Source organism: Mesorhizobium sp. LNHC232B00 (genome assembly GCF_000502435.1).
Taxonomy (GTDB): Bacteria; Pseudomonadota; Alphaproteobacteria; order Rhizobiales; family Rhizobiaceae; genus Mesorhizobium; species Mesorhizobium opportunistum.
The window spans coordinates 43,699-60,194 of the sequence record NZ_AYWP01000035.1 but is presented as its reverse complement, the minus strand read 5'-3'; the positions used below and the strand labels follow the sequence as shown (position 1 = coordinate 60,194).

Here is a 16,496-nt window from a genome sequence, read left to right as displayed (position 1 = left end):
CCAAAACCCTTTCGGGCCAAAAGTGTTACCCATGTCTCCGGTATAAACCGTAACCTATGTGTCCGGAACGGACCGATGAGAACTGGTGCCCCCGGACGGAATCGAACCGCCGACCTTCGGTTTACAAAACCGCTGCTCTACCAGCTGAGCTACAAGGGCATGGCGCTCCGGTTAGCATATTTGTTGCGCCAGTAAAGACAAAACTCCGTTTTCGTTCGCCCCAGCGGTGGATGAGGGCTCAAAGGCGGGATCCTGAAAATCGCCGGATTGCTCCCTACATATCGGCAAGGTGCAACCGCTTCGGACTGGAGTGCCGCATGATCAGGCTTGTCATCATTCTCCCCATCGTCGTCATCGCCTGGATGCTGCTGGTCAAGCTCATCAGCGATGTGAAGAAGGCCAATGTCGACTGGACCGGCGTAACCACGATCATCGGCTTCATCGCGCTCGCCTTCTGGCTTCGCCATGTCACGGGCATGGGGTGAGCGAAGAGAGTGAGTAGGCAATAGTTAGTAGTCGGTAGTGAGCCGTGCGGCTCGCTTCCACTACTCACTACTCACCACTCGCTTCCCCGGGCCTCGCCGAAAAAATCCTCGCCCGTTCGAACCTTTTCCCGCGCTGCGCCGACTGATGTTCGGAGGCGAATGGGTCGCCTCGATCAAAAGATCCAGGAGATCATCATGTTGAAGCGCACTCTCACTTCGGGCCTCGTCGTCATCTTCGTCGCCACCGGCGCGCTCGCCGGCACCGTCGGTACCTCGTCTGCCCACGGCATGCACGGCCATCATCATCACCATCACTTCAAGAAGTTCTGGTGGAAGCACTACTATCATCATCACCACAGGCACGGCAGGGTGATCATTTTCCTTTGATGGAGGGACCCAATTCCTCAAAAGGGCGGCTTCGGCCGCCCTTTTTGCGTTGAGCGCGGCAGCCACCGGAATTCGCGACACCCGGATTCCGCTCATGCGCGATGGACGTCATTTCCCCCGTTCCAAAAAAGCGAAAAAAAATTCGAACCTTTCTTCTTGCCGTAACGACAGATGATCAAGAGGCGGATGGATCGCCTCGGTCAACGAAGCAAGGAGATCATCATGTTCACGCGCACACTCGTTTCCGGCCTCATCGCCACCTCCGTCGCCGCCACCGCATTGGTCGGCACCGTTCAGCCTTCGGCAGCCCACAGCCATCACCACAACCATGACATCGGCATCGGCATCGCCGCCGGCGTCGGCGGCTTCGTCCTCGGCAGCCTGCTCTCCCAGCAGCCGCCGCGTACCGTCTATGTCGACGAAGATGGCGGTTCCTGGCACGTCCGTCGCTGTTTCGATCGTTACTCGAGCTACGATCCGGAGTCCGACACCTATATCGGCCGCGACGGCTATAGCCACTACTGCCGGCTCTGAGCGGAAGCCAACCAACGACAGAAGAAGAGGGGTTGCGGGCAGCCCCTCTTCTCCGTTTGAAGGTCGCGGGTCTAGAGCTTCGCGCCAGCCTCGAGAACCGGCAAACCGGCCGCGCGGCAGAGGCCCTGAACTCGAAGCCGGGAATCCGCCGACCCATCGCTCATCGCGACGAGTTCGAAGCTGCTTCCGGCATCCGGGTAGATCTTGGCGACAAACGCTTTGTCATCGCCGTAAGCCCCGGATGAGGTCCTGTTGCTGACGGTGCCGCAGGCCACGATTTCCTGGCGGCCGCCCAACGTCCGCTCGCCGGCCAGCATCGTCCCGAACTTGGCGGAGGCCGGATCCGACAGGTGCTGGCGGATGCCGCCGGTAATGATCTCCTCCAGCGCGAGCGAGATCGGAATGGGCGAGATCGGAATGGGATTGACGCGTTGGTCGCCGGCATCGGGTCGAGGTGCCGCCACGCATCCGCAAAGCGAAGCGACAAGCAAAAGCTGGATCGTTTTCCTCATCCGCGCCCTTTCGCATGCATTCGAACGCCACGGCAAGGCAGTCCCATGCAGCGAGCGCTATACAGCGATTTTCGGAGCGTCTAGTCTCTTGCAATGGCCAATTGGGGGAGGGTGGCTTGGACGAGCAGGACCCGGAAGAAGACCTGATCGAGACGGTTTTCCGCAATGGCACCGTCACCACGGTCGGCATCCTGCTGGCATTTTCGCTGGGTTTCATCACCCATTGGGCCGCCAACCCGATTCCCTGGCAAACCTACCATCTGGTCGCCGTCCTGCCGATCCTGGCCGGTATCGCCTTGCAGATGCGGGCGCTGTCGCTGCTGCTCGACACAAAGTCGCTGCAGCGGCGCGTCTATGAACGCGCCAACCGCATCTTCATCGCCGGCCTCGTCTTCACTGCCTGCGGTGTCGGCATGGCGATCCTGCTCGATTTCTTCGATATCGCGAACAGGAGCGCGCTGCCTGGGGCGGGCTGATTAGCCGGCTTGCACGCCGCCGATCATCCTTGTCACCTCGGCCGCGGCATTGCGCACCATCGGCCCGATCTCGGCAAGCCGCTCAGGCGTCACCCGCACGGTCGGCCCCGACACGGAGACGCCGCCGATCGGTTCGCCGAACTCGTTGAAGATAGCGGCCGCCACGCAGCGCATGCCGGGGTGCCGTTCCTCGTCGTCGACCGACCAGCCGCGCAGCTTGATGACAGTCAGGTCATGCGCGAGCGCCGGGATTTCCGAAAGCGTCTTGTCGGTGAAGCGCTGCAGGCCGGCCTTGCGCAAAATGATGCCGACGCGTTCCGGTTCGAGATGCGCCAGCACCGCCTTGCCGATGCCGGAGGCATGGAAGGGGCTGCGCGTTCCCGGGCGGAAGAAGGCGCGGATCGCCTGGTGCGTCTCGACCTGGCTGACAAACACCACGCAATCATCCTCGGCGACGCCGAGATTGGCGGTCTCGCCGGTCCTTTCCATCAGCTCCTGCATGACGATGCGGGCGCGGTCGACGAGCTTGCGGCGACGCAGGAACGCCGCGCCCATCCGGTAGGTCTCGACACCGATCGACCACAACTGGTCGCTGGTGTCGAACTCGACCATGCCGTGATTCTGCAGTGTGGTCAGCATGCGGTAGGCGGTGGAGGCGGCAAGGCCGCTTTGCGCGGATATCTCGCTCAGCGACAGGCCACTGCCCTCGGCGACAATGGCCAGGATGCGCAAGGCCCGGTCGAGCGACTGCACCGAATTGGCTTCGGATGGCCCGTTGAAGGCGCGCGGCCGGCCGCGCTGGCGTTTTTCGGTCGTGTCCATGGACGCCATTCTCCGCCGTTTCGCCAAACAAGCAATGAAAAAGTTTTTCACTCGTGCAAGTGGCGGAATTCTTGGAAAACGGAAAACCCAATAAAATCAGCAAATAGCTGTCGTTTTCTAGAAATGAAAAAATATTCTGAAAAAATTGAAAAATAGCCGGCTTGCTGACATTCTCGGCCCTCCAACAATGACAACCCTGAGGAGGGCCGGAAAATGGCCAGGATGCGCGCTGTCGATGCCGCGGTTCTCGTTCTCGAAAAGGAAGGCATCGCCTGCGCCTTCGGCGTGCCGGGCGCGGCGATCAACCCGCTCTATTCGGCACTGAAGGCGAGGGGCACCATCCGCCACGTGCTGGCCCGCCACGTCGAGGGCGCTTCGCATATGGCCGAAGGCTATACGCGCGCCAAATCCGGCAATATCGGGCTTTGCATCGGCACGTCGGGTCCGGCGGGCACCGACATGATCACCGGTCTCTATTCGGCCGCCGCCGATTCCATCCCAATCTTGTGCATCACCGGCCAGGCGCCGCGCGCGCGTCTGAACAAGGAGGATTTCCAGGCCGTCGACATCGCTGCCATCGCGGCGCCCGTCGCCAAATGGGCAGTCACGGTCATGGAGCCCTATCTCGTCCCCATGGCGCTGCAGAAGGCATTTCACCTGATGCGGTCGTCGCGCCCGGGTCCAGTGCTGATCGACCTGCCGGTCGATGTCCAGCTGGCCGAGATCGAGTTCGACATCGATGCCTATGAGCCGATGACGCCGTTCAAGCCGGCGATGACGCGGGCCCAGGCCGAAAAGGCGCTGGCGATGCTCAACGCGGCCGAAAAGCCGCTGATCGTCGCCGGCGGCGGCATCATCAATGCCGATGCGTCCGATCTGCTGATCGAGTTCGCCGAAATATCGGGCGTGCCGGTCATCCCGACGCTGATGGGCTGGGGCGCGATCCCCGACGACCACCGGCTGATGGCTGGCATGTGCGGACTGCAGACCTCGCACCGCTACGGCAATGCGACGATGCTGGAAGCCGACTTCGTCTTCGGCATCGGCAATCGCTGGGCCAACCGCCACACCGGTTCGGTCGACGTCTACACGAAGGGAAAGAAATTCATCCATGTCGACATCGAGCCCACGCAGATCGGCCGTGTCTTCGCGCCAGATCTCGGCGTCGTCTCCGATGCCGGCGCGGCGCTGAAGATACTGCTCGACGTAGCCACCGAGTGGAAGACGGCGGGAAAGCTGCGCGACTGGTCGGGCTGGGCGAAGGAATGCCAGGCCCNCAGGCCCGCAAGAAGACGATGAAGCGCAAGACGCATTTCGACCAGGTGCCGCTGAAGCCGCAGCGTGTCTACGAGGAGATGAACAAGGCGTTCGGCCGCGACGTCACCTACGTCACCACGATCGGCCTGTCGCAGATCGCCGGCGCGCAGTTCCTGCATGTCTACAAGCCGCGCAACTGGATCAATTGCGGCCAGGCCGGCCCGCTTGGCTGGACCTTGCCGGCCGCCCTTGGCGTTCGCGCCGCCGATCCGGACCGCACCATCGTGGCGCTGTCGGGCGACTATGATTTCCAGTTCATGATCGAGGAACTGGCGGTCGGCGCGCAGCACAAGCTGCCCTATATCCACGTCGTCGTGAACAACGCCTATCTCGGCCTAATCCGCCAGGCGCAGCGCGGTTTCGCGATGGATTACGAGGTGAGCCTGGCCTTCGAGAACATCAACCGGTCAGATGATCCCGAGGCCGGCTATGGTGTGGACCATGTCGCGGTCGCCGAGGCGATGGGCTGCAAGGCGGTCAGGGTGCGCAAGCCGGAAGAATTCGCCGGCGCCTTCAAGCAGGCGCAGCGGCTGATGAAGGAACACCAGGTGCCGGTCGTGCTCGAGTTCATTCTAGAACGCGTTACCAACATCTCCATGGGCACCGAGATCGACAAGATCACCGAATTCGAGGACCTTGCCGAGCACCAGGAAGATGCGCCGACCGCGATCGTGATGCTGGATTAGGAGAAGAAGAATGCCGCGTTTTTCAGCCAATCTTTCGATGCTCTTTGGCGAGCACGATTTCCTCGACCGCTTCGATGCAGCGGCCCGCGCCGGCTTCAAGGGCGTCGAATATATCGGTCCTTACGATCATGCGCCCGAGTTGGTGGCCGCGAGGCTGAAGAAGAACGGCCTGTCACAGGTGCTGTTCAACCTGCCGGCCGGCGACTGGGGAAGGGGCGAGCGCGGCATCGCCGTGCTGCCGGACCGCGTGCCGGAATTCCGCCAGGGCATCGCCAAGGCGATAACCTATGCGCAGGCGCTCGGCTGCCCGCAGGTCAATTGCCTGGCCGGCATCGCGCCCGTCGGCGCCGATCGCAAGGTGCTCGAGGATGTTTTCGCCGAAAACCTCGCCTTCGCGGCGGAGAAACTGGAGCAGGCCGGCATCAGGCTGCTGATCGAGCCGATCAACACCCGCGACATCCCAGGTTTCTTCCTCAACTATTCGGATCAGGCGCTCGATCTCATCGACCGTATCGGCTCGAAAAACCTGTTCCTGCAATACGACATCTATCACATGCAGATCATGGAGGGGGATCTCGCCCGTAAAATCGAGGCAAACCTCGACCGCATCGCGCATATCCAGCTTGCGGACAATCCCGGCCGTCACGAGCCGGGGACGGGCGAGATCAACTATCCCTTCCTCTACGACCACATCGACCGCATCGGCTATTCCGGCTGGATCGGGGCGGAATACAAGCCGAAGGCCGGCACCGAAGCCGGGCTGGGCTGGTTCCGGGACCTGGCCGGGCAGGGCAGTGCGGCGGCTTAACGTCTATCGCAGTCGAAGTCCTGTTCCTTGGCGCCCCCTCTGGCCTGCCGGCCATCTCCCCCACAAGGGGGGAGATCGAATGTCATCTCGGCTTTCGCCAATCTCCAACGTTGCAGGATGAGCGAGGCGCCGAAACAGCCAACCTCCCCACCTGTGGGGGAGATGGCCGGCAGGCCAGAGGGGGGCGCGACAGAACGCTGCCTTCACAAAGGAGAACCATAATGGAAACCATAGGCTTCATCGGCCTCGGCATCATGGGCGCGCCGATGGCGGGGCATCTGCTGGACGCGGGGTTTCATGTCATCGCCAGCGATCACCGCTCCAAACCGCCGGCGGATCTCGTTGCCAAGGGGCTGAAAACCGTGACCGGCCACGCTGCCGTAGCCAAGGCTGCCGACATCATTATCCTGATGGTGCCCGACACGCCGCAGGTGGCGGAAGTGCTGTTCGGCGACAACGGCGTCGCCTCCGGCCTTTCGAAGGGCAAGCTGGTCATCGACATGAGTTCGATCTCGCCGATCGAGACCAAGACCTTCGCCAGGAAGATCAACGAGTTCGGCTGCGACTATCTCGACGCGCCGGTCTCGGGCGGTGAGGTCGGCGCCAAGGCGGCGTCGCTCACCATCATGGTCGGCGGCGAGGAAAAGCCGTTCGAGCGCGCAAAACCCATCTTCGAGAAGATGGGCAAGAACATCACTTTGGTTGGCCCGAACGGCGTCGGCCAGACCACCAAGGTGGCCAACCAGATCGTTGTCGCGCTCACCATTGAAGCCGTTGCCGAAGCGCTTGTTTTTGCTTCGAAAGCCGGCGCCGATCCGGCCAAGGTCAGGCAGGCGCTGATGGGCGGGCTGGCGGCCTCGCGTATCCTTGAAGTCCATGGTGAGCGCATGGTCAAGCGCACCTTCGCGCCGGGCTTTCGCATCGAACTGCACCAGAAGGACCTCAACCTGGCGCTGGAAGGCGCCAAGGCGCTGGGTGTATCGCTGCCCAACACCTCGACCACGCAACAGCTGTTCAACTCCTGCGCGGCCAATGGCGGCGCGAAGGAGGATCACTCGGCCCTGGTCAGGGCGCTGGAACGGATGGCGGGGCATGAGGTGTAGGGCAGTAGGGCAGTAGGGCAGTAGGGCAGTAGGGCAGTAGGGCAGTAGGGCAGTAGGGCAGTAGGGCAGTAGGGCAGTAGGGCAGTAGGGCACCCCGTCTGGGCCGCTTCGGAAACCTACTGCCTTATTGCCCTACTGCCCTAAAAACTTTCTCGCCGCATAAAGGCTCACCGCCGCGGCATTCGACACGTTGAGCGAACGGATGGCGCCGGGCATGTCGAGCCGGGCCAGCCTCGTCACCGTCTCGCGCGTCTTCTGGCGCAGGCCCTTGCCTTCGGCGCCGAGCACCAGCGCGATCCTGTCTCCAGCAAAGCTCGTCTCTAGTTCCGCCGGCCCATCCGAATCGAGCCCTATGGTCTGGAAGCCGGCCTCGTGCAGCTGGCCGAGCGCGTCGGCGAGGTTCTTGACCTCGATCTGGTCGATATGCTCCAGCGCGCCGGAGGCGGATTTCGCCAGCACGCCCGATTCCTGCGGGCTGTGGCGCGCCGTGGTGATCAGCGCGCCGGCGCCGAAGGCGACCGCCGAGCGCAGGATGGCGCCGACATTGTGCGGGTCGGTGACCTGGTCAAGCACCAGCACCAGCCGTGTATCGCCCAGCGCATCGAGGCGCTTGGGCTTCAGCGGCTCCGCCTCGATCAGCACGCCCTGATGCACGGCGTCCGATCCGGTGATCTTGTCGATGTCCCTCGGCTCGACCAGTTCGGCCGTGAACGGCAGGGCGGCGAGATCGGCAATTTCAAGACGCTCGGCCGCATTGCGCGTCACCAGCATTTTCTTGATCCGGCGCCGCGGGTTGTCGAGCGCCGCCCGCACCGTGTGCAGGCCATAGAGCCGCACCAGTCCATCGCCTGCGTTTTCGCCCGGCGGTACAGGCTGGCGTGGCTTGAATGCCGGCGCGCCGCCGCTCTTCTCGTCGCGAAAGGCGCGGCGCAGCTTGGCGTAATGGGTGTCTTTCGGAGTGTTGGTCTTGTTGCTCATGGTCGGCTTCTATAGCCGTCTGCCGCGGCCAGCGATATGGCCCGTCGCCGCAGTCGGCGAACAAGTTCGAAAAAGCCCGGCTGCGCGGTTGACACCCACTGGCCTTGCCGCCATAAGGCGCTTCGCTGATTTCGGAGAAGACATCTATCTCGGGTCCGGATCGGCAAGAATGCCTCGTTGCATGGCTCCGGCGGCAGACTGGAGAGGTGCCCGAGTGGTTAAAGGGGACGGACTGTAAATCCGTTGGCTTAGCCTACGTTGGTTCGAATCCAACCCTCTCCACCACTGCCGGCCCGGAAGCCCTGAAACGCGAAGAGCATCGGAGGCGAAAAGCGCATGGCGCTTTTCGGTTGAATCCGGTACTTCAGTGCAAGGCGCGGGTATAGCTCAGTGGTAGAGCAGCAGCCTTCCAAGCTGAATATGCGGGTTCGATTCCCGCTACCCGCTCCAAATCTCCATCGCCCGGATTTCCATCGCCCAGAATTCCATCGCAACGATCTGTAAGCCGGGACACTGCGCAATGCGCGCAGCGCTCCGATTGTCTCCGCGCCGCGTCAGCTGTTGAACGCGGATGCAACCTGGTGCTGCTGTGGCACCTGGCCGTTCGGCGTCAGCTTGTCGACGATGCCGGGCAGGGCCGTGGACAGTTGCTTGAGCAGTTCCTGCTCGTTCATGCCGGTCCGTTGCGCGATCTCGCGGATAATTTGGGGTCCAATCGCGTTGCCGAGATCATTGGCGTTGATCGACTGGTTCTGCCCGGTGCCGACCCAGGAGTCGGCGGTGTTGCCGTGACCGGCATCCCTGAGCTTGTCGAGCAGGCCGCCGAGGCCACCGAGCAGGCCGCCGTCACTGGCGGTGGCTTCTGTCGGCGCGGGGGCGGGCGGAGCGGCAGCTTCGGGTTGATCCGGCTGTTCGCTTCTGCCGCTCAGCATCTTTCCGACAAGCAACGCGCCGAGCGCGATCATCAGCGGTTTGGTGATGTTGCCGCCGGGAACGGCGTTGTCAAAAAGTCCCATAGTGGATCCTCCATCTCAACCAAGCCCAGCCCGTGTCACAATGGCGCATTCGGGCGGAATTTCAAGTTGGCTTGAGCTTTTGACAATCATATGAAAATGTCGCGCTGGAGAGGGATGGAGAGGAAAAAATGGGTATCATCAGCTGGATCATTCTCGGCGCTATCGCCGGCTTCCTGGGCAGCAAGATCGTCAACAAGACCGGCCAGGGCCTGATCATGGATATCGTGCTCGGCATCGTCGGCGCTATTGTCGGCGGCGTGATCTGCAGCCAGATCTTTGGCGTGGGTGTCACCGGTCTCAACATCTCCAGCCTGATCGTCGCCGTGGTCGGCGCCGTGGTCGTGCTGTGGGCCTACCACCAGTTCAGCGGACGCAGGACGCTTTAGCCGGAACGCACGCCCTTTTTCGCTTGCCGGTGACCGGCTCGTTCGGGGCCGGTGACCGGCGTCCTGGCGTCATAAAGCGAGCAATGGCTAGGCGACCACGGCCAGCCGGCGCTTGCGTTGGTCCAGCGACACGATGGTCAGCCCGCTGCCCACCACCAGCAGGATGCCGCAGACGGCCAGCACGTTGGGGAATTGTCCGAACACCAGCAGTCCCGAAATGACGGCCCAGACGGTGAAGCAATAATAGAACGGCGCCACCGCGCTGGTCGGCCCGACGCGGTAGGCCATGAAGATGAAGAAATGGCCGAAGATCAGGAAAAACCCGGCGCCGGCCATCAGCAGCAGGTGACGTGCCTCTGGCATCACCCAGCGCTCGGAAACCAGATGCGCGGCGCCAGCGCCGATCAGCACCACCACGACGGCGGAGATCGCCACGATCATCCCCGGCACCTCGTCCGAGACCCGCCTGCCGGCAAGGTCGCGCGCCGCCGCCAGCGCCGCGTTGCCGAGCGCCAGCAGGGCATAGACCGAAATGCCTTGCATCGTCGGCTGCGCCACCATCAGCGCGCCGATGAAGCCGAGCCCGATCAGCGCCATGCGCAGGCCGCCGATGCGCTCGCCAAACAGGATCGACGAGCCGACCAGCATCAGGAGCGGCGTTATCTGTCCGAGCGCGGTGGAATCCGCGATCTGCATGTTGGCGAGCGCCACGACATAACAAAGGATCGCCGCCATCTCGAGCAGGTTCCTGCCCAGCACGCGTCTGTCGAAGATCAGCGGGATCTGTCTGCCGTAGCCCAGCGCGAACAGCAGCGGAAACCCCCACAACGCCGCCGCGACGCCGCGCAGGAACAGCACCTCGTAGGACGGCAGCCCGGCGGTCGCGAGTTTCATCATCGTATCGTTGACGAGATACGACCCGGTCGAGATGATCATGAACAGCGGGCCGCGAACGGTCGTCGGAAGGAAATGCATCGGGTCAGGAGATCAGAGCTCGACGACGACCGCAATGGGCCATCGACGGGCCGTGAAGCGGACACGGATTGGCGGGCAAGAGGCCGCCGGGGCGGCCCGATCGATCCGGCTTTCACCCATTTCATTCCGTCCAGGGCCTACCTATATCATCGCCACATCCCCGCAATCGGATCCCAGGTTCGGACTGAGTGTGACGGCACCCGGCCAAAAGACGCTTGTGTTTTTTGGCCTTTGTCGCTAATCGCCCCGCATTCGACTGAACTGAAGGTCAAGGCCGTCCAAGGAAAGAGACTATGGCAAAAGGTAAATTCGAGCGCACTAAGCCTCATGTGAACATCGGCACGATCGGCCACGTCGATCATGGCAAGNGAGAAGGCGCGCGGCATCACGATCTCGACGGCGCACGTCGAATACGAGACGGCCAACCGCCACTACGCCCACGTCGACTGCCCCGGCCACGCCGACTATGTGAAGAACATGATCACCGGTGCCGCGCAGATGGACGGCGCGATCCTGGTGGTGTCGGCCGCCGACGGCCCGATGCCGCAGACCCGCGAGCACATCCTGCTCGCCCGTCAGGTCGGCGTGCCGTCGATCGTGGTGTTCCTGAACAAGGTCGATCAGGTCGACGACGCCGAGCTGCTCGAACTGGTCGAGCTCGAGGTTCGCGAGCTTTTGTCGAAGAACGAGTTCCCCGGCGACGACATTCCGATCGTCAAGGGTTCGGCTTTGGCTGCGCTTGAGGATTCGAACAAGACCATCGGCGAGGACGCGATCCGCGAGCTGATGGCTCAGGTCGACGCCTACATCCCGACCCCGGTTCGTCCGCTCGACAAGCCGTTCCTGATGCCGATCGAGGACGTGTTCTCGATCTCGGGCCGTGGCACGGTCGTGACCGGCCGCGTCGAGCGCGGCGTGGTCAAGGTCGGCGAGGAGCTGGAAATCATCGGCATCCGTCCGACGACCAAGACGACCTGCACGGGCGTCGAAATGTTCCGCAAGCTGCTCGACCAGGGCCAGGCTGGCGACAACATCGGCGCGCTCTTGCGCGGCGTTGACCGTGAAGGTGTCGAGCGTGGCCAGGTTCTGGCCAAGCCGGGCACGGTGAAGCCGCACAAGAAGTTCGTGGCCGAAGCCTACATCCTGACCAAGNCATGGAAGAGAAGCTGCGCTTCGCCATCCGTGAAGGCGGCCGCACCGTCGGTGCCGGCATCGTCGTCACCATCAAAGAGTAATTTGGACTTAAACCGATCTGTCGCGGGCGCGGGAGTTGCCCGCGCCGCGCCAGAACAAGGAAGTGACGCATGAACGGACAGAATATCCGCATCCGCCTGAAGGCGTTTGATCACCGCGTGCTCGACGCCTCGACGAAGGAAATCGTGTCGACGGCCAAGCGCACCGGTGCAAACGTCCGCGGCCCCATTCCGCTGCCGACGCGGATCGAAAAGTTCACGGTCAACCGGTCGCCTCACGTCGACAAGAAGAGCCGCGAGCAGTTCGAGATGCGCACGCACAAGCGTCTGCTCGACATCGTCGATCCGACCCCGCAGACCGTCGATGCTTTGATGAAGCTCGATCTGGCCGCCGGCGTCGACGTCGAGATCAAGCTCTAAGGGAATGAGAGCGCGGTAAGGGGCGGTGCCCCTGGCCCGGAACTCTAAAGGAATTGAACCGATGCGTTCAGGTGTGATTGCAAAGAAGGTGGGAATGACCCGCATCTACAACGATGCCGGGGAACATGTTCCCGTCACCGTTCTCCAGATGGAGAACTGCCAGGTCGTGGCGCAGCGCACGCAGGAGAAGAATGGCTACACCGCCGTTCAGCTCGGCGTTGGCCTCGCCAAGGTGAAGAACACGTCGAAGGCGCTGCGCGGCCATTTCGCGACCGCTTCCGTCGAGCCGAAGGCTAAGGTCGCCGAGTTCCGCGTCTCCGCCGACAACATGATCGATGTTGGCGCCGAGATCACCGTCGAGCACTTCGTCGCCGGCCAGAAGGTCGATGTGACGGGCACGACGATCGGCAAGGGTTTCCAGGGCGTCATCAAGCGCCACCACATGGGTGGTGGCCGCGCGACGCACGGTAACTCGGTTTCGCACCGTACGCACGGTTCGACCGGCCAGCGTCAGGACCCGGGCAAGGTGTTCAAGGGCAAGCATATGGCTGGCCACATGGGCGACACCCGCGTCACCACGCAGAATGTCGAGATCGTCTCGACCGACGCCGATCGCGGCCTGATCCTGATCCGCGGTGCGGTTCCCGGATCGAAGGGCGCATGGATCCTGGTCCGCGATGCGGCCAAGGTGGCGCTGCCGGCCAATGCGCCGAAGCCCGCCGCGATCCGTGCCGTTGCTAAGAACGAGGCTCCGGCCACAGAGGGAGCGGAATAATGGATCTCAAGATCACAACGCTGGGCGGCAAGGACGCCGGCAAGGTGAAACTCTCCGAGGAGATTTTCGGCCTTGATCCCCGCGAGGACATCCTGCAGCGCGTCGTGCGCTGGCAGCTTGCCAAGAAGCAGCAGGGCACGCACAAGGCCAAGGGCCGCGCCGAAATCGCGCGCACCGGCGCCAAGATGTACAAGCAGAAGGGTACGGGCCGCGCCCGTCACCATTCGGCACGCGCTCCGCAGTTCCGCGGCGGTGGCAAGGCCCATGGCCCGGTCGTCCGCAGCCACGAGCACGACCTGCCTAAGAAGGTCCGCGCGCTCGGCCTCAAGCATGCTCTCTCGGCCAAGGCCAAGAGCGCGTCGATCATCATCATCGACGAGCTGAAGCTGACCGAGGCCAAGACGAAGGCGCTGATCGCGAATTTCGCGACGCTGGGCCTGAGCAATGCCCTGGTGATTGGTGGCGCCGAGCTTGATCAGAACTTCAAGCTGGCCGCGACCAACATTCCCAACATCGACGTGCTGCCCATCCAGGGCATCAACGTCTACGACATTCTGCGCCGCGGCACGCTGGTCCTTTCGAAGGCCGCCGTCGAGGCTCTCGAGGAGCGCTTTAAATGACCGACCTTCGTCACTACGACGTGATCGTCAGCCCGGCGATCACCGAAAAGTCGACCATGGCTTCCGAGCAGAACCAGGTCGTCTTCAACGTCGCCAAGAAGGCGTCGAAGCCGGAAATCAAGGCCGCCGTCGAAGCGCTGTTCGGCGTCAAGGTGATGGCCGTGAACACGCTTGTCCGTAAGGGCAAGATCAAGCGCTTCCGCGGCACGATCGGCCGCCAGAGCGACGTCAAGAAGGCGATTGTGACGCTGGCCGACGGCCAGTCGATCGACGTCGCGACGGGTCTCTGAGCAAGGCCGCGAGGACAACAACAATGGCACTGAAAAAATTCAACCCGGTAACGCCGAGCACCCGCCAGCTGGTCATCGTCGACCGCTCGGGCCTCTACAAGGGCAAGCCCGTCAAGGGCCTGACCGAGGGCCTGACCAAGTCGGGCGGCCGCAACAATCACGGCCGCATCACCGCCCGCTTCATCGGCGGTGGTCACAAGCGTTCGTACCGCATCATCGACTTCAAGCGCCGCAAGTTCGACGTCGTCGGTACGGTCGAGCGCATTGAATACGATCCGAACCGCACCGCCTTCATCGCGCTGATCAAGTACGACGATGGCGAGCTGTCCTACATCATCGCCCCGCAGCGCCTTGCCGCCGGCGACAAGATCGTGGCCGGCGAAGCGGTCGACGTGAAGCCGGGCAATGCGATGCCGCTGGCCTCGATGCCGGTCGGTACGATCGTTCACAACATCGAGCTGAAGCCGGGCAAGGGCGCCCAAGTCGCCCGTTCGGCTGGCGGTTACGCCCAACTCGTCGGCCGCGACCAGGGCATGGCGATCCTGCGCCTCAATTCGGGCGAGCAGCGTGTCGTCCACGGCTCCTGCATGGCCACCGTCGGTGCCGTGTCCAACCCGGACCACGGCAACATCAACGACGGCAAGGCCGGCCGCACGGTTTGGCGCGGCAAGCGTCCGCACAATCGCGGCGTGACCATGAACCCGGTCGACCATCCGCATGGCGGTGGTGAAGGCCGCACCTCCGGTGGCCGTCATCCGGTCAGCCCGTGGGGCAAGCCGACCAAGGGCAAGAAGACGCGGTCCAACAAGGCGACCGACAAGTTCATCCTGCGCTCGCGCCATCAGCGCAAGAGCTAAGAAGAGGTAACGCCAAGTGACTCGTTCTATTTGGAAAGGCCCCTTCATCGACGGCTACCTTCTCAAGAAGGTGGACAAAGTTCGTGAAGGTGGTCGCAATGAGGTGATCAAGATGTGGAGCCGTCGCTCCACCATCCTGCCGCAGTTCGTCGGCTTCACCTTCGGTGTCTACAACGGCCAGAAGCATGTTCCCGTTTCGGTGAACGAGGACATGGTCGGTCATAAGTTCGGTGAATTCGCTCCGACCCGGACCTATTACGGTCACGGCGCGGATAAGAAGGCGAAGAGGAAATAATCATGGGCAAGGCCAAAGCTCCGCGCAGGCTTGCTGACAACGAAGCGCGCGCCGTATTGCGCACGATCCGTATCAGCCCGCAGAAGCTGAACCTGGTTGCCGCGCTGATCCGCGGCAAGAAGGTCGCGACAGCGCTTTCCGATCTCGAATTCTCGGCCAAGCGGATTTCCGGCACGGTCAAGAAGACGCTGGAATCGGCGATTGCCAACGCGGAAAACAACCACGACCTGGACGTCGATGCGCTGATCGTGGCGGAAGCCTATGTCGGCAAGTCGATCGTCATGAAGCGGTTCCACGCTCGTGGCCGTGGTCGCGCCAGCCGTATCGAGAAGCCGTTCTCGCACCTCACGATCGTCGTTCGTGAAGTCGAAGAAAAAGGGGAGGCCGCATAATGGGCCAGAAAGTCAATCCGATCGGTCTTCGCCTTGGCATCAACCGCACCTGGGATTCGCGCTGGTTCGCGAACACCGGCGAGTACGGCAAGCTGCTGCATGAGGACATCAAGATCCGCAAGTATCTTGAGAAGGAACTCAAGCAGGCCGCGATCTCCAAGGTCGTGATCGAGCGCCCGCACAAGAAGTGCCGCGTCACCATCCATGCCGCGCGCCCGGGTCTGATCATCGGCAAGAAGGGCGCCGACATCGAGAAGCTTCGCAAGAAGCTGATGGAGATGACGAAGTCCGAGACGCACCTCAACATCGTCGAAGTGCGCAAGCCGGAAATCGACGCGACCCTGGTCGCTCAGTCGATCGCCCAGCAGCTCGAGCGCCGCATCGCGTTCCGCCGCGCCATGAAGCGCGCCGTGCAGTCGGCGATGCGCCTCGGTGCCGAGGGCATCCGCATCAACTGCGCCGGCCGTCTCGGCGGCGCCGAGATCGCGCGCATGGAATGGTACCGCGAAGGCCGCGTGCCGCTGCATACGCTGCGCGCCGATGTCGACTACGGCACGGCCGAGGCGAACACCGCGTACGGTATCTGCGGTGTCAAGGTCTGGGTATTCAAGGGCGAGATCCTCGAGCACGATCCGATGGCTTCGGAACGTCGCGCGACCGAGGGTGATGCTGCGCATGGCGGTGGTGGTGATCGCGAACGCGGTCGTCGTCGCGAAAACGCCTGAGACATTTAGGAATTTGGAGTTAGAACGATGCTGCAGCCAAAGCGCACAAAGTTCCGCAAGCAGTTCAAGGGCCGTATCCATGGTACCGCAAAGGGCGGCACCAACCTGGATTTCGGTGGTTTCGGGCTGAAGGCGCTTGAGCCGAACCGCGTCACCGCGCGTGAGATCGAGGCGGCCCGCCGCGCGATCACTCGTGAAATGAAGCGCGCTGGCCGCGTCTGGATCCGTATTTTCCCGGACGTGCCGGTCACCTCCAAGCCGACCGAAGTCCGCATGGGCAAGGGCAAGGGCGCGGTCGACTACTGGGCGGCGCGCGTCAAGCCGGGCCGCATCATGTTCGAGATCGACGGCGTCAATGAAGAAACCGCCCGTGAGGCGCTGCGTCTCGGCGCGGCCAAGCTCTCGGTCAGGACGCGCTTCGTACAGCGCATCGCAGAATAAGGA

At 62.7% G+C, this 16,496-nt stretch carries 21 protein-coding genes, 3 tRNA genes and 2 pseudogenes; 20 read left to right on the top strand and 6 right to left on the bottom strand.

Going from position 1 to position 16,496, the window contains the following annotated elements:
- Positions 1-83: 83 nt before the first annotated feature.
- A tRNA-Thr gene (locus X743_RS141720) sits at positions 84-159 on the bottom strand.
- Between the two features lie 158 nt (positions 160-317).
- Here X743_RS141720 and X743_RS1000000171350 point away from each other — a divergent pair.
- From X743_RS1000000171350 to X743_RS141730, 3 genes are all read left to right on the top strand, one after another.
- A complete protein-coding gene (locus X743_RS1000000171350) occupies positions 318-485 on the top strand; it encodes a hypothetical protein (RefSeq protein WP_023768610.1) in 168 nt (55 codons plus the stop codon).
- Positions 486-680: 195 nt separating this feature from the next.
- A complete protein-coding gene (locus tag X743_RS141725; RefSeq protein WP_023768609.1) occupies positions 681-872 on the top strand; it encodes a hypothetical protein in 192 nt (63 codons plus the stop codon).
- A gap of 222 nt (positions 873-1,094) precedes the next feature.
- Complete coding sequence (locus X743_RS141730; protein WP_023768608.1) at positions 1,095-1,406, top strand: BA14K family protein; 312 nt, start codon at positions 1,095-1,097, stop codon at positions 1,404-1,406.
- Between the two features lie 71 nt (positions 1,407-1,477).
- Here the strand turns inward: X743_RS141730 and X743_RS141735 are convergent, their stop codons facing one another.
- A complete protein-coding gene (locus X743_RS141735; RefSeq protein WP_023768607.1) occupies positions 1,478-1,918 on the bottom strand; it encodes a hypothetical protein in 441 nt (146 codons plus the stop codon).
- Positions 1,919-2,034: 116 nt separating this feature from the next.
- On the opposite strand from X743_RS141735, the gene X743_RS141740 reads away from it, so the two are divergent.
- Positions 2,035-2,394 (top strand): hypothetical protein, encoded by a 360-nt coding sequence (locus X743_RS141740; RefSeq protein WP_023768606.1) that lies wholly within the window; start codon positions 2,035-2,037, stop codon positions 2,392-2,394.
- Here X743_RS141740 and bhcR read toward each other — a convergent pair whose 3' ends face one another.
- Positions 2,395-3,216 (bottom strand): HTH-type transcriptional regulator BhcR, encoded by an 822-nt coding sequence (gene bhcR / locus X743_RS141745; RefSeq protein ID WP_023768605.1) that lies wholly within the window; start codon positions 3,214-3,216, stop codon positions 2,395-2,397.
- A gap of 213 nt (positions 3,217-3,429) precedes the next feature.
- Between bhcR and gcl the strand changes: the two are divergent.
- From gcl to X743_RS141755, 3 genes and pseudogenes are all read left to right on the top strand, one after another.
- A pseudogene (gene gcl, locus X743_RS01000000169450) lies at positions 3,430-5,219 on the top strand (glyoxylate carboligase).
- 10 nt (positions 5,220-5,229) lie between these two features.
- Complete coding sequence (gene otnI / locus X743_RS141750; protein WP_023768604.1) at positions 5,230-6,027, top strand: 2-oxo-tetronate isomerase; 798 nt, start codon at positions 5,230-5,232, stop codon at positions 6,025-6,027.
- Between the two features lie 221 nt (positions 6,028-6,248).
- Positions 6,249-7,130, top strand: a complete 882-nt coding sequence (locus X743_RS141755) for a 2-hydroxy-3-oxopropionate reductase (RefSeq protein ID WP_023768603.1) — start codon at positions 6,249-6,251, stop codon at positions 7,128-7,130.
- Between the two features lie 132 nt (positions 7,131-7,262).
- Here the strand turns inward: X743_RS141755 and X743_RS141760 are convergent, their stop codons facing one another.
- Entirely contained in the window at positions 7,263-8,108 is an 846-nt protein-coding gene (locus tag X743_RS141760) for an RNA methyltransferase (RefSeq protein ID WP_023768602.1), read from the bottom strand.
- Between the two features lie 200 nt (positions 8,109-8,308).
- Between X743_RS141760 and X743_RS141765 the strand changes: the two genes are divergently transcribed.
- Positions 8,309-8,393: transfer RNA gene (locus X743_RS141765), tRNA-Tyr, on the top strand.
- Positions 8,394-8,484: 91 nt separating this feature from the next.
- Positions 8,485-8,558, top strand: a tRNA-Gly gene (locus X743_RS141770).
- Between the two features lie 104 nt (positions 8,559-8,662).
- Here the strand turns inward: X743_RS141770 and X743_RS141775 are convergent.
- Complete coding sequence (locus tag X743_RS141775) at positions 8,663-9,124, bottom strand: YidB family protein (protein WP_023768601.1); 462 nt, start codon at positions 9,122-9,124, stop codon at positions 8,663-8,665.
- 128 nt (positions 9,125-9,252) lie between these two features.
- Here X743_RS141775 and X743_RS141780 point away from each other — a divergent pair, with 128 nt between their 5' ends.
- Positions 9,253-9,510 carry a GlsB/YeaQ/YmgE family stress response membrane protein gene (locus X743_RS141780; protein WP_013895719.1) on the top strand — a complete coding sequence of 86 codons (258 nt, stop codon included), beginning with the start codon at positions 9,253-9,255 and terminating at the stop codon, positions 9,508-9,510.
- A gap of 87 nt (positions 9,511-9,597) precedes the next feature.
- Here X743_RS141780 and X743_RS141785 read toward each other — a convergent pair whose 3' ends face one another.
- Positions 9,598-10,485 carry a DMT family transporter gene (locus X743_RS141785; protein WP_023768600.1) on the bottom strand — a complete coding sequence of 296 codons (888 nt, stop codon included), beginning with the start codon at positions 10,483-10,485 and terminating at the stop codon, positions 9,598-9,600.
- A 293-nt stretch (positions 10,486-10,778) separates the two neighbouring features.
- On the opposite strand from X743_RS141785, the pseudogene X743_RS01000000169445 reads away from it, so the two are divergent.
- The 10 genes and pseudogenes from X743_RS01000000169445 to rplP all read left to right on the top strand — a co-directional run bounded on the left by X743_RS01000000169445 (position 10,779) and on the right by rplP (position 16,493).
- A pseudogene (locus X743_RS01000000169445) lies at positions 10,779-11,720 on the top strand (elongation factor Tu).
- A 69-nt stretch (positions 11,721-11,789) separates the two neighbouring features.
- Positions 11,790-12,098, top strand: a complete 309-nt coding sequence (gene rpsJ / locus X743_RS141790; RefSeq protein ID WP_010909272.1) for a 30S ribosomal protein S10 — start codon at positions 11,790-11,792, stop codon at positions 12,096-12,098.
- 61 nt (positions 12,099-12,159) lie between these two features.
- Positions 12,160-12,873 carry a 50S ribosomal protein L3 gene (rplC, locus tag X743_RS141795; RefSeq protein ID WP_013895700.1) on the top strand — a complete coding sequence of 238 codons (714 nt, stop codon included), beginning with the start codon at positions 12,160-12,162 and terminating at the stop codon, positions 12,871-12,873.
- Positions 12,873-13,493 (top strand): 50S ribosomal protein L4, encoded by a 621-nt coding sequence (gene rplD / locus X743_RS141800; protein ID WP_013895699.1) that lies wholly within the window; start codon positions 12,873-12,875, stop codon positions 13,491-13,493. The genes rplC and rplD overlap by 1 nt, the downstream gene beginning before the upstream one ends.
- The gene (locus X743_RS141805) at positions 13,490-13,783 is read left to right on the top strand and encodes a 50S ribosomal protein L23 (RefSeq protein WP_010909275.1); all 294 of its coding nucleotides are present in this window, start codon (positions 13,490-13,492) and stop codon (positions 13,781-13,783) included. The genes rplD and X743_RS141805 overlap by 4 nt, the downstream gene beginning before the upstream one ends.
- A gap of 23 nt (positions 13,784-13,806) precedes the next feature.
- Positions 13,807-14,640, top strand: a complete 834-nt coding sequence (gene rplB, locus X743_RS141810) for a 50S ribosomal protein L2 (protein WP_013895698.1) — start codon at positions 13,807-13,809, stop codon at positions 14,638-14,640.
- Positions 14,641-14,656: 16 nt separating this feature from the next.
- On the top strand, positions 14,657-14,935 hold the full coding sequence (gene rpsS, locus X743_RS141815; protein ID WP_006205463.1) for a 30S ribosomal protein S19: 279 nt from the start codon (positions 14,657-14,659) through the stop codon (positions 14,933-14,935).
- A 2-nt stretch (positions 14,936-14,937) separates the two neighbouring features.
- The gene (gene rplV, locus X743_RS141820; RefSeq protein WP_006205462.1) at positions 14,938-15,327 is read left to right on the top strand and encodes a 50S ribosomal protein L22; all 390 of its coding nucleotides are present in this window, start codon (positions 14,938-14,940) and stop codon (positions 15,325-15,327) included.
- The gene (gene rpsC / locus X743_RS141825; protein ID WP_013895697.1) at positions 15,327-16,052 is read left to right on the top strand and encodes a 30S ribosomal protein S3; all 726 of its coding nucleotides are present in this window, start codon (positions 15,327-15,329) and stop codon (positions 16,050-16,052) included. The genes rplV and rpsC overlap by 1 nt, the downstream gene beginning before the upstream one ends.
- Positions 16,053-16,079: 27 nt before the next feature.
- Complete coding sequence (gene rplP, locus X743_RS141830) at positions 16,080-16,493, top strand: 50S ribosomal protein L16 (protein ID WP_006205460.1); 414 nt, start codon at positions 16,080-16,082, stop codon at positions 16,491-16,493.
- Positions 16,494-16,496 lie beyond the last annotated feature (3 nt).

Excerpts from the sequence above, each read along its gene's own strand:
- X743_RS1000000171350 (WP_023768610.1), top strand. The coding sequence starts at position 318 with ATGATCAGGCTTGTCATCATTCTCCCCATCGTCGTCATCGCCTGGATG.
- X743_RS141725 (WP_023768609.1), top strand. The coding sequence starts at position 681 with ATGTTGAAGCGCACTCTCACTTCGGGCCTCGTCGTCATCTTCGTCGCC.
- X743_RS141730 (WP_023768608.1), top strand. The coding sequence starts at position 1,095 with ATGTTCACGCGCACACTCGTTTCCGGCCTCATCGCCACCTCCGTCGCC.
- X743_RS141735 (WP_023768607.1), bottom strand. The coding sequence starts at position 1,918 with ATGAGGAAAACGATCCAGCTTTTGCTTGTCGCTTCGCTTTGCGGATGC.
- bhcR (WP_023768605.1), bottom strand. The coding sequence starts at position 3,216 with ATGGACACGACCGAAAAACGCCAGCGCGGCCGGCCGCGCGCCTTCAAC.
- otnI (WP_023768604.1), top strand. The coding sequence starts at position 5,230 with ATGCCGCGTTTTTCAGCCAATCTTTCGATGCTCTTTGGCGAGCACGAT.
- X743_RS141755 (WP_023768603.1), top strand. The coding sequence starts at position 6,249 with ATGGAAACCATAGGCTTCATCGGCCTCGGCATCATGGGCGCGCCGATG.
- X743_RS141760 (WP_023768602.1), bottom strand. The coding sequence starts at position 8,108 with ATGAGCAACAAGACCAACACTCCGAAAGACACCCATTACGCCAAGCTG.
- X743_RS141775 (WP_023768601.1), bottom strand. The coding sequence starts at position 9,124 with ATGGGACTTTTTGACAACGCCGTTCCCGGCGGCAACATCACCAAACCG.
- X743_RS141780 (WP_013895719.1), top strand. The coding sequence starts at position 9,253 with ATGGGTATCATCAGCTGGATCATTCTCGGCGCTATCGCCGGCTTCCTG.
- X743_RS141785 (WP_023768600.1), bottom strand. The coding sequence starts at position 10,485 with ATGCATTTCCTTCCGACGACCGTTCGCGGCCCGCTGTTCATGATCATC.
- rpsJ (WP_010909272.1), top strand. The coding sequence starts at position 11,790 with ATGAACGGACAGAATATCCGCATCCGCCTGAAGGCGTTTGATCACCGC.
- rplC (WP_013895700.1), top strand. The coding sequence starts at position 12,160 with ATGCGTTCAGGTGTGATTGCAAAGAAGGTGGGAATGACCCGCATCTAC.
- rplD (WP_013895699.1), top strand. The coding sequence starts at position 12,873 with ATGGATCTCAAGATCACAACGCTGGGCGGCAAGGACGCCGGCAAGGTG.
- X743_RS141805 (WP_010909275.1), top strand. The coding sequence starts at position 13,490 with ATGACCGACCTTCGTCACTACGACGTGATCGTCAGCCCGGCGATCACC.
- rplB (WP_013895698.1), top strand. The coding sequence starts at position 13,807 with ATGGCACTGAAAAAATTCAACCCGGTAACGCCGAGCACCCGCCAGCTG.
- rplV (WP_006205462.1), top strand. The coding sequence starts at position 14,938 with ATGGGCAAGGCCAAAGCTCCGCGCAGGCTTGCTGACAACGAAGCGCGC.
- rpsC (WP_013895697.1), top strand. The coding sequence starts at position 15,327 with ATGGGCCAGAAAGTCAATCCGATCGGTCTTCGCCTTGGCATCAACCGC.
- rplP (WP_006205460.1), top strand. The coding sequence starts at position 16,080 with ATGCTGCAGCCAAAGCGCACAAAGTTCCGCAAGCAGTTCAAGGGCCGT.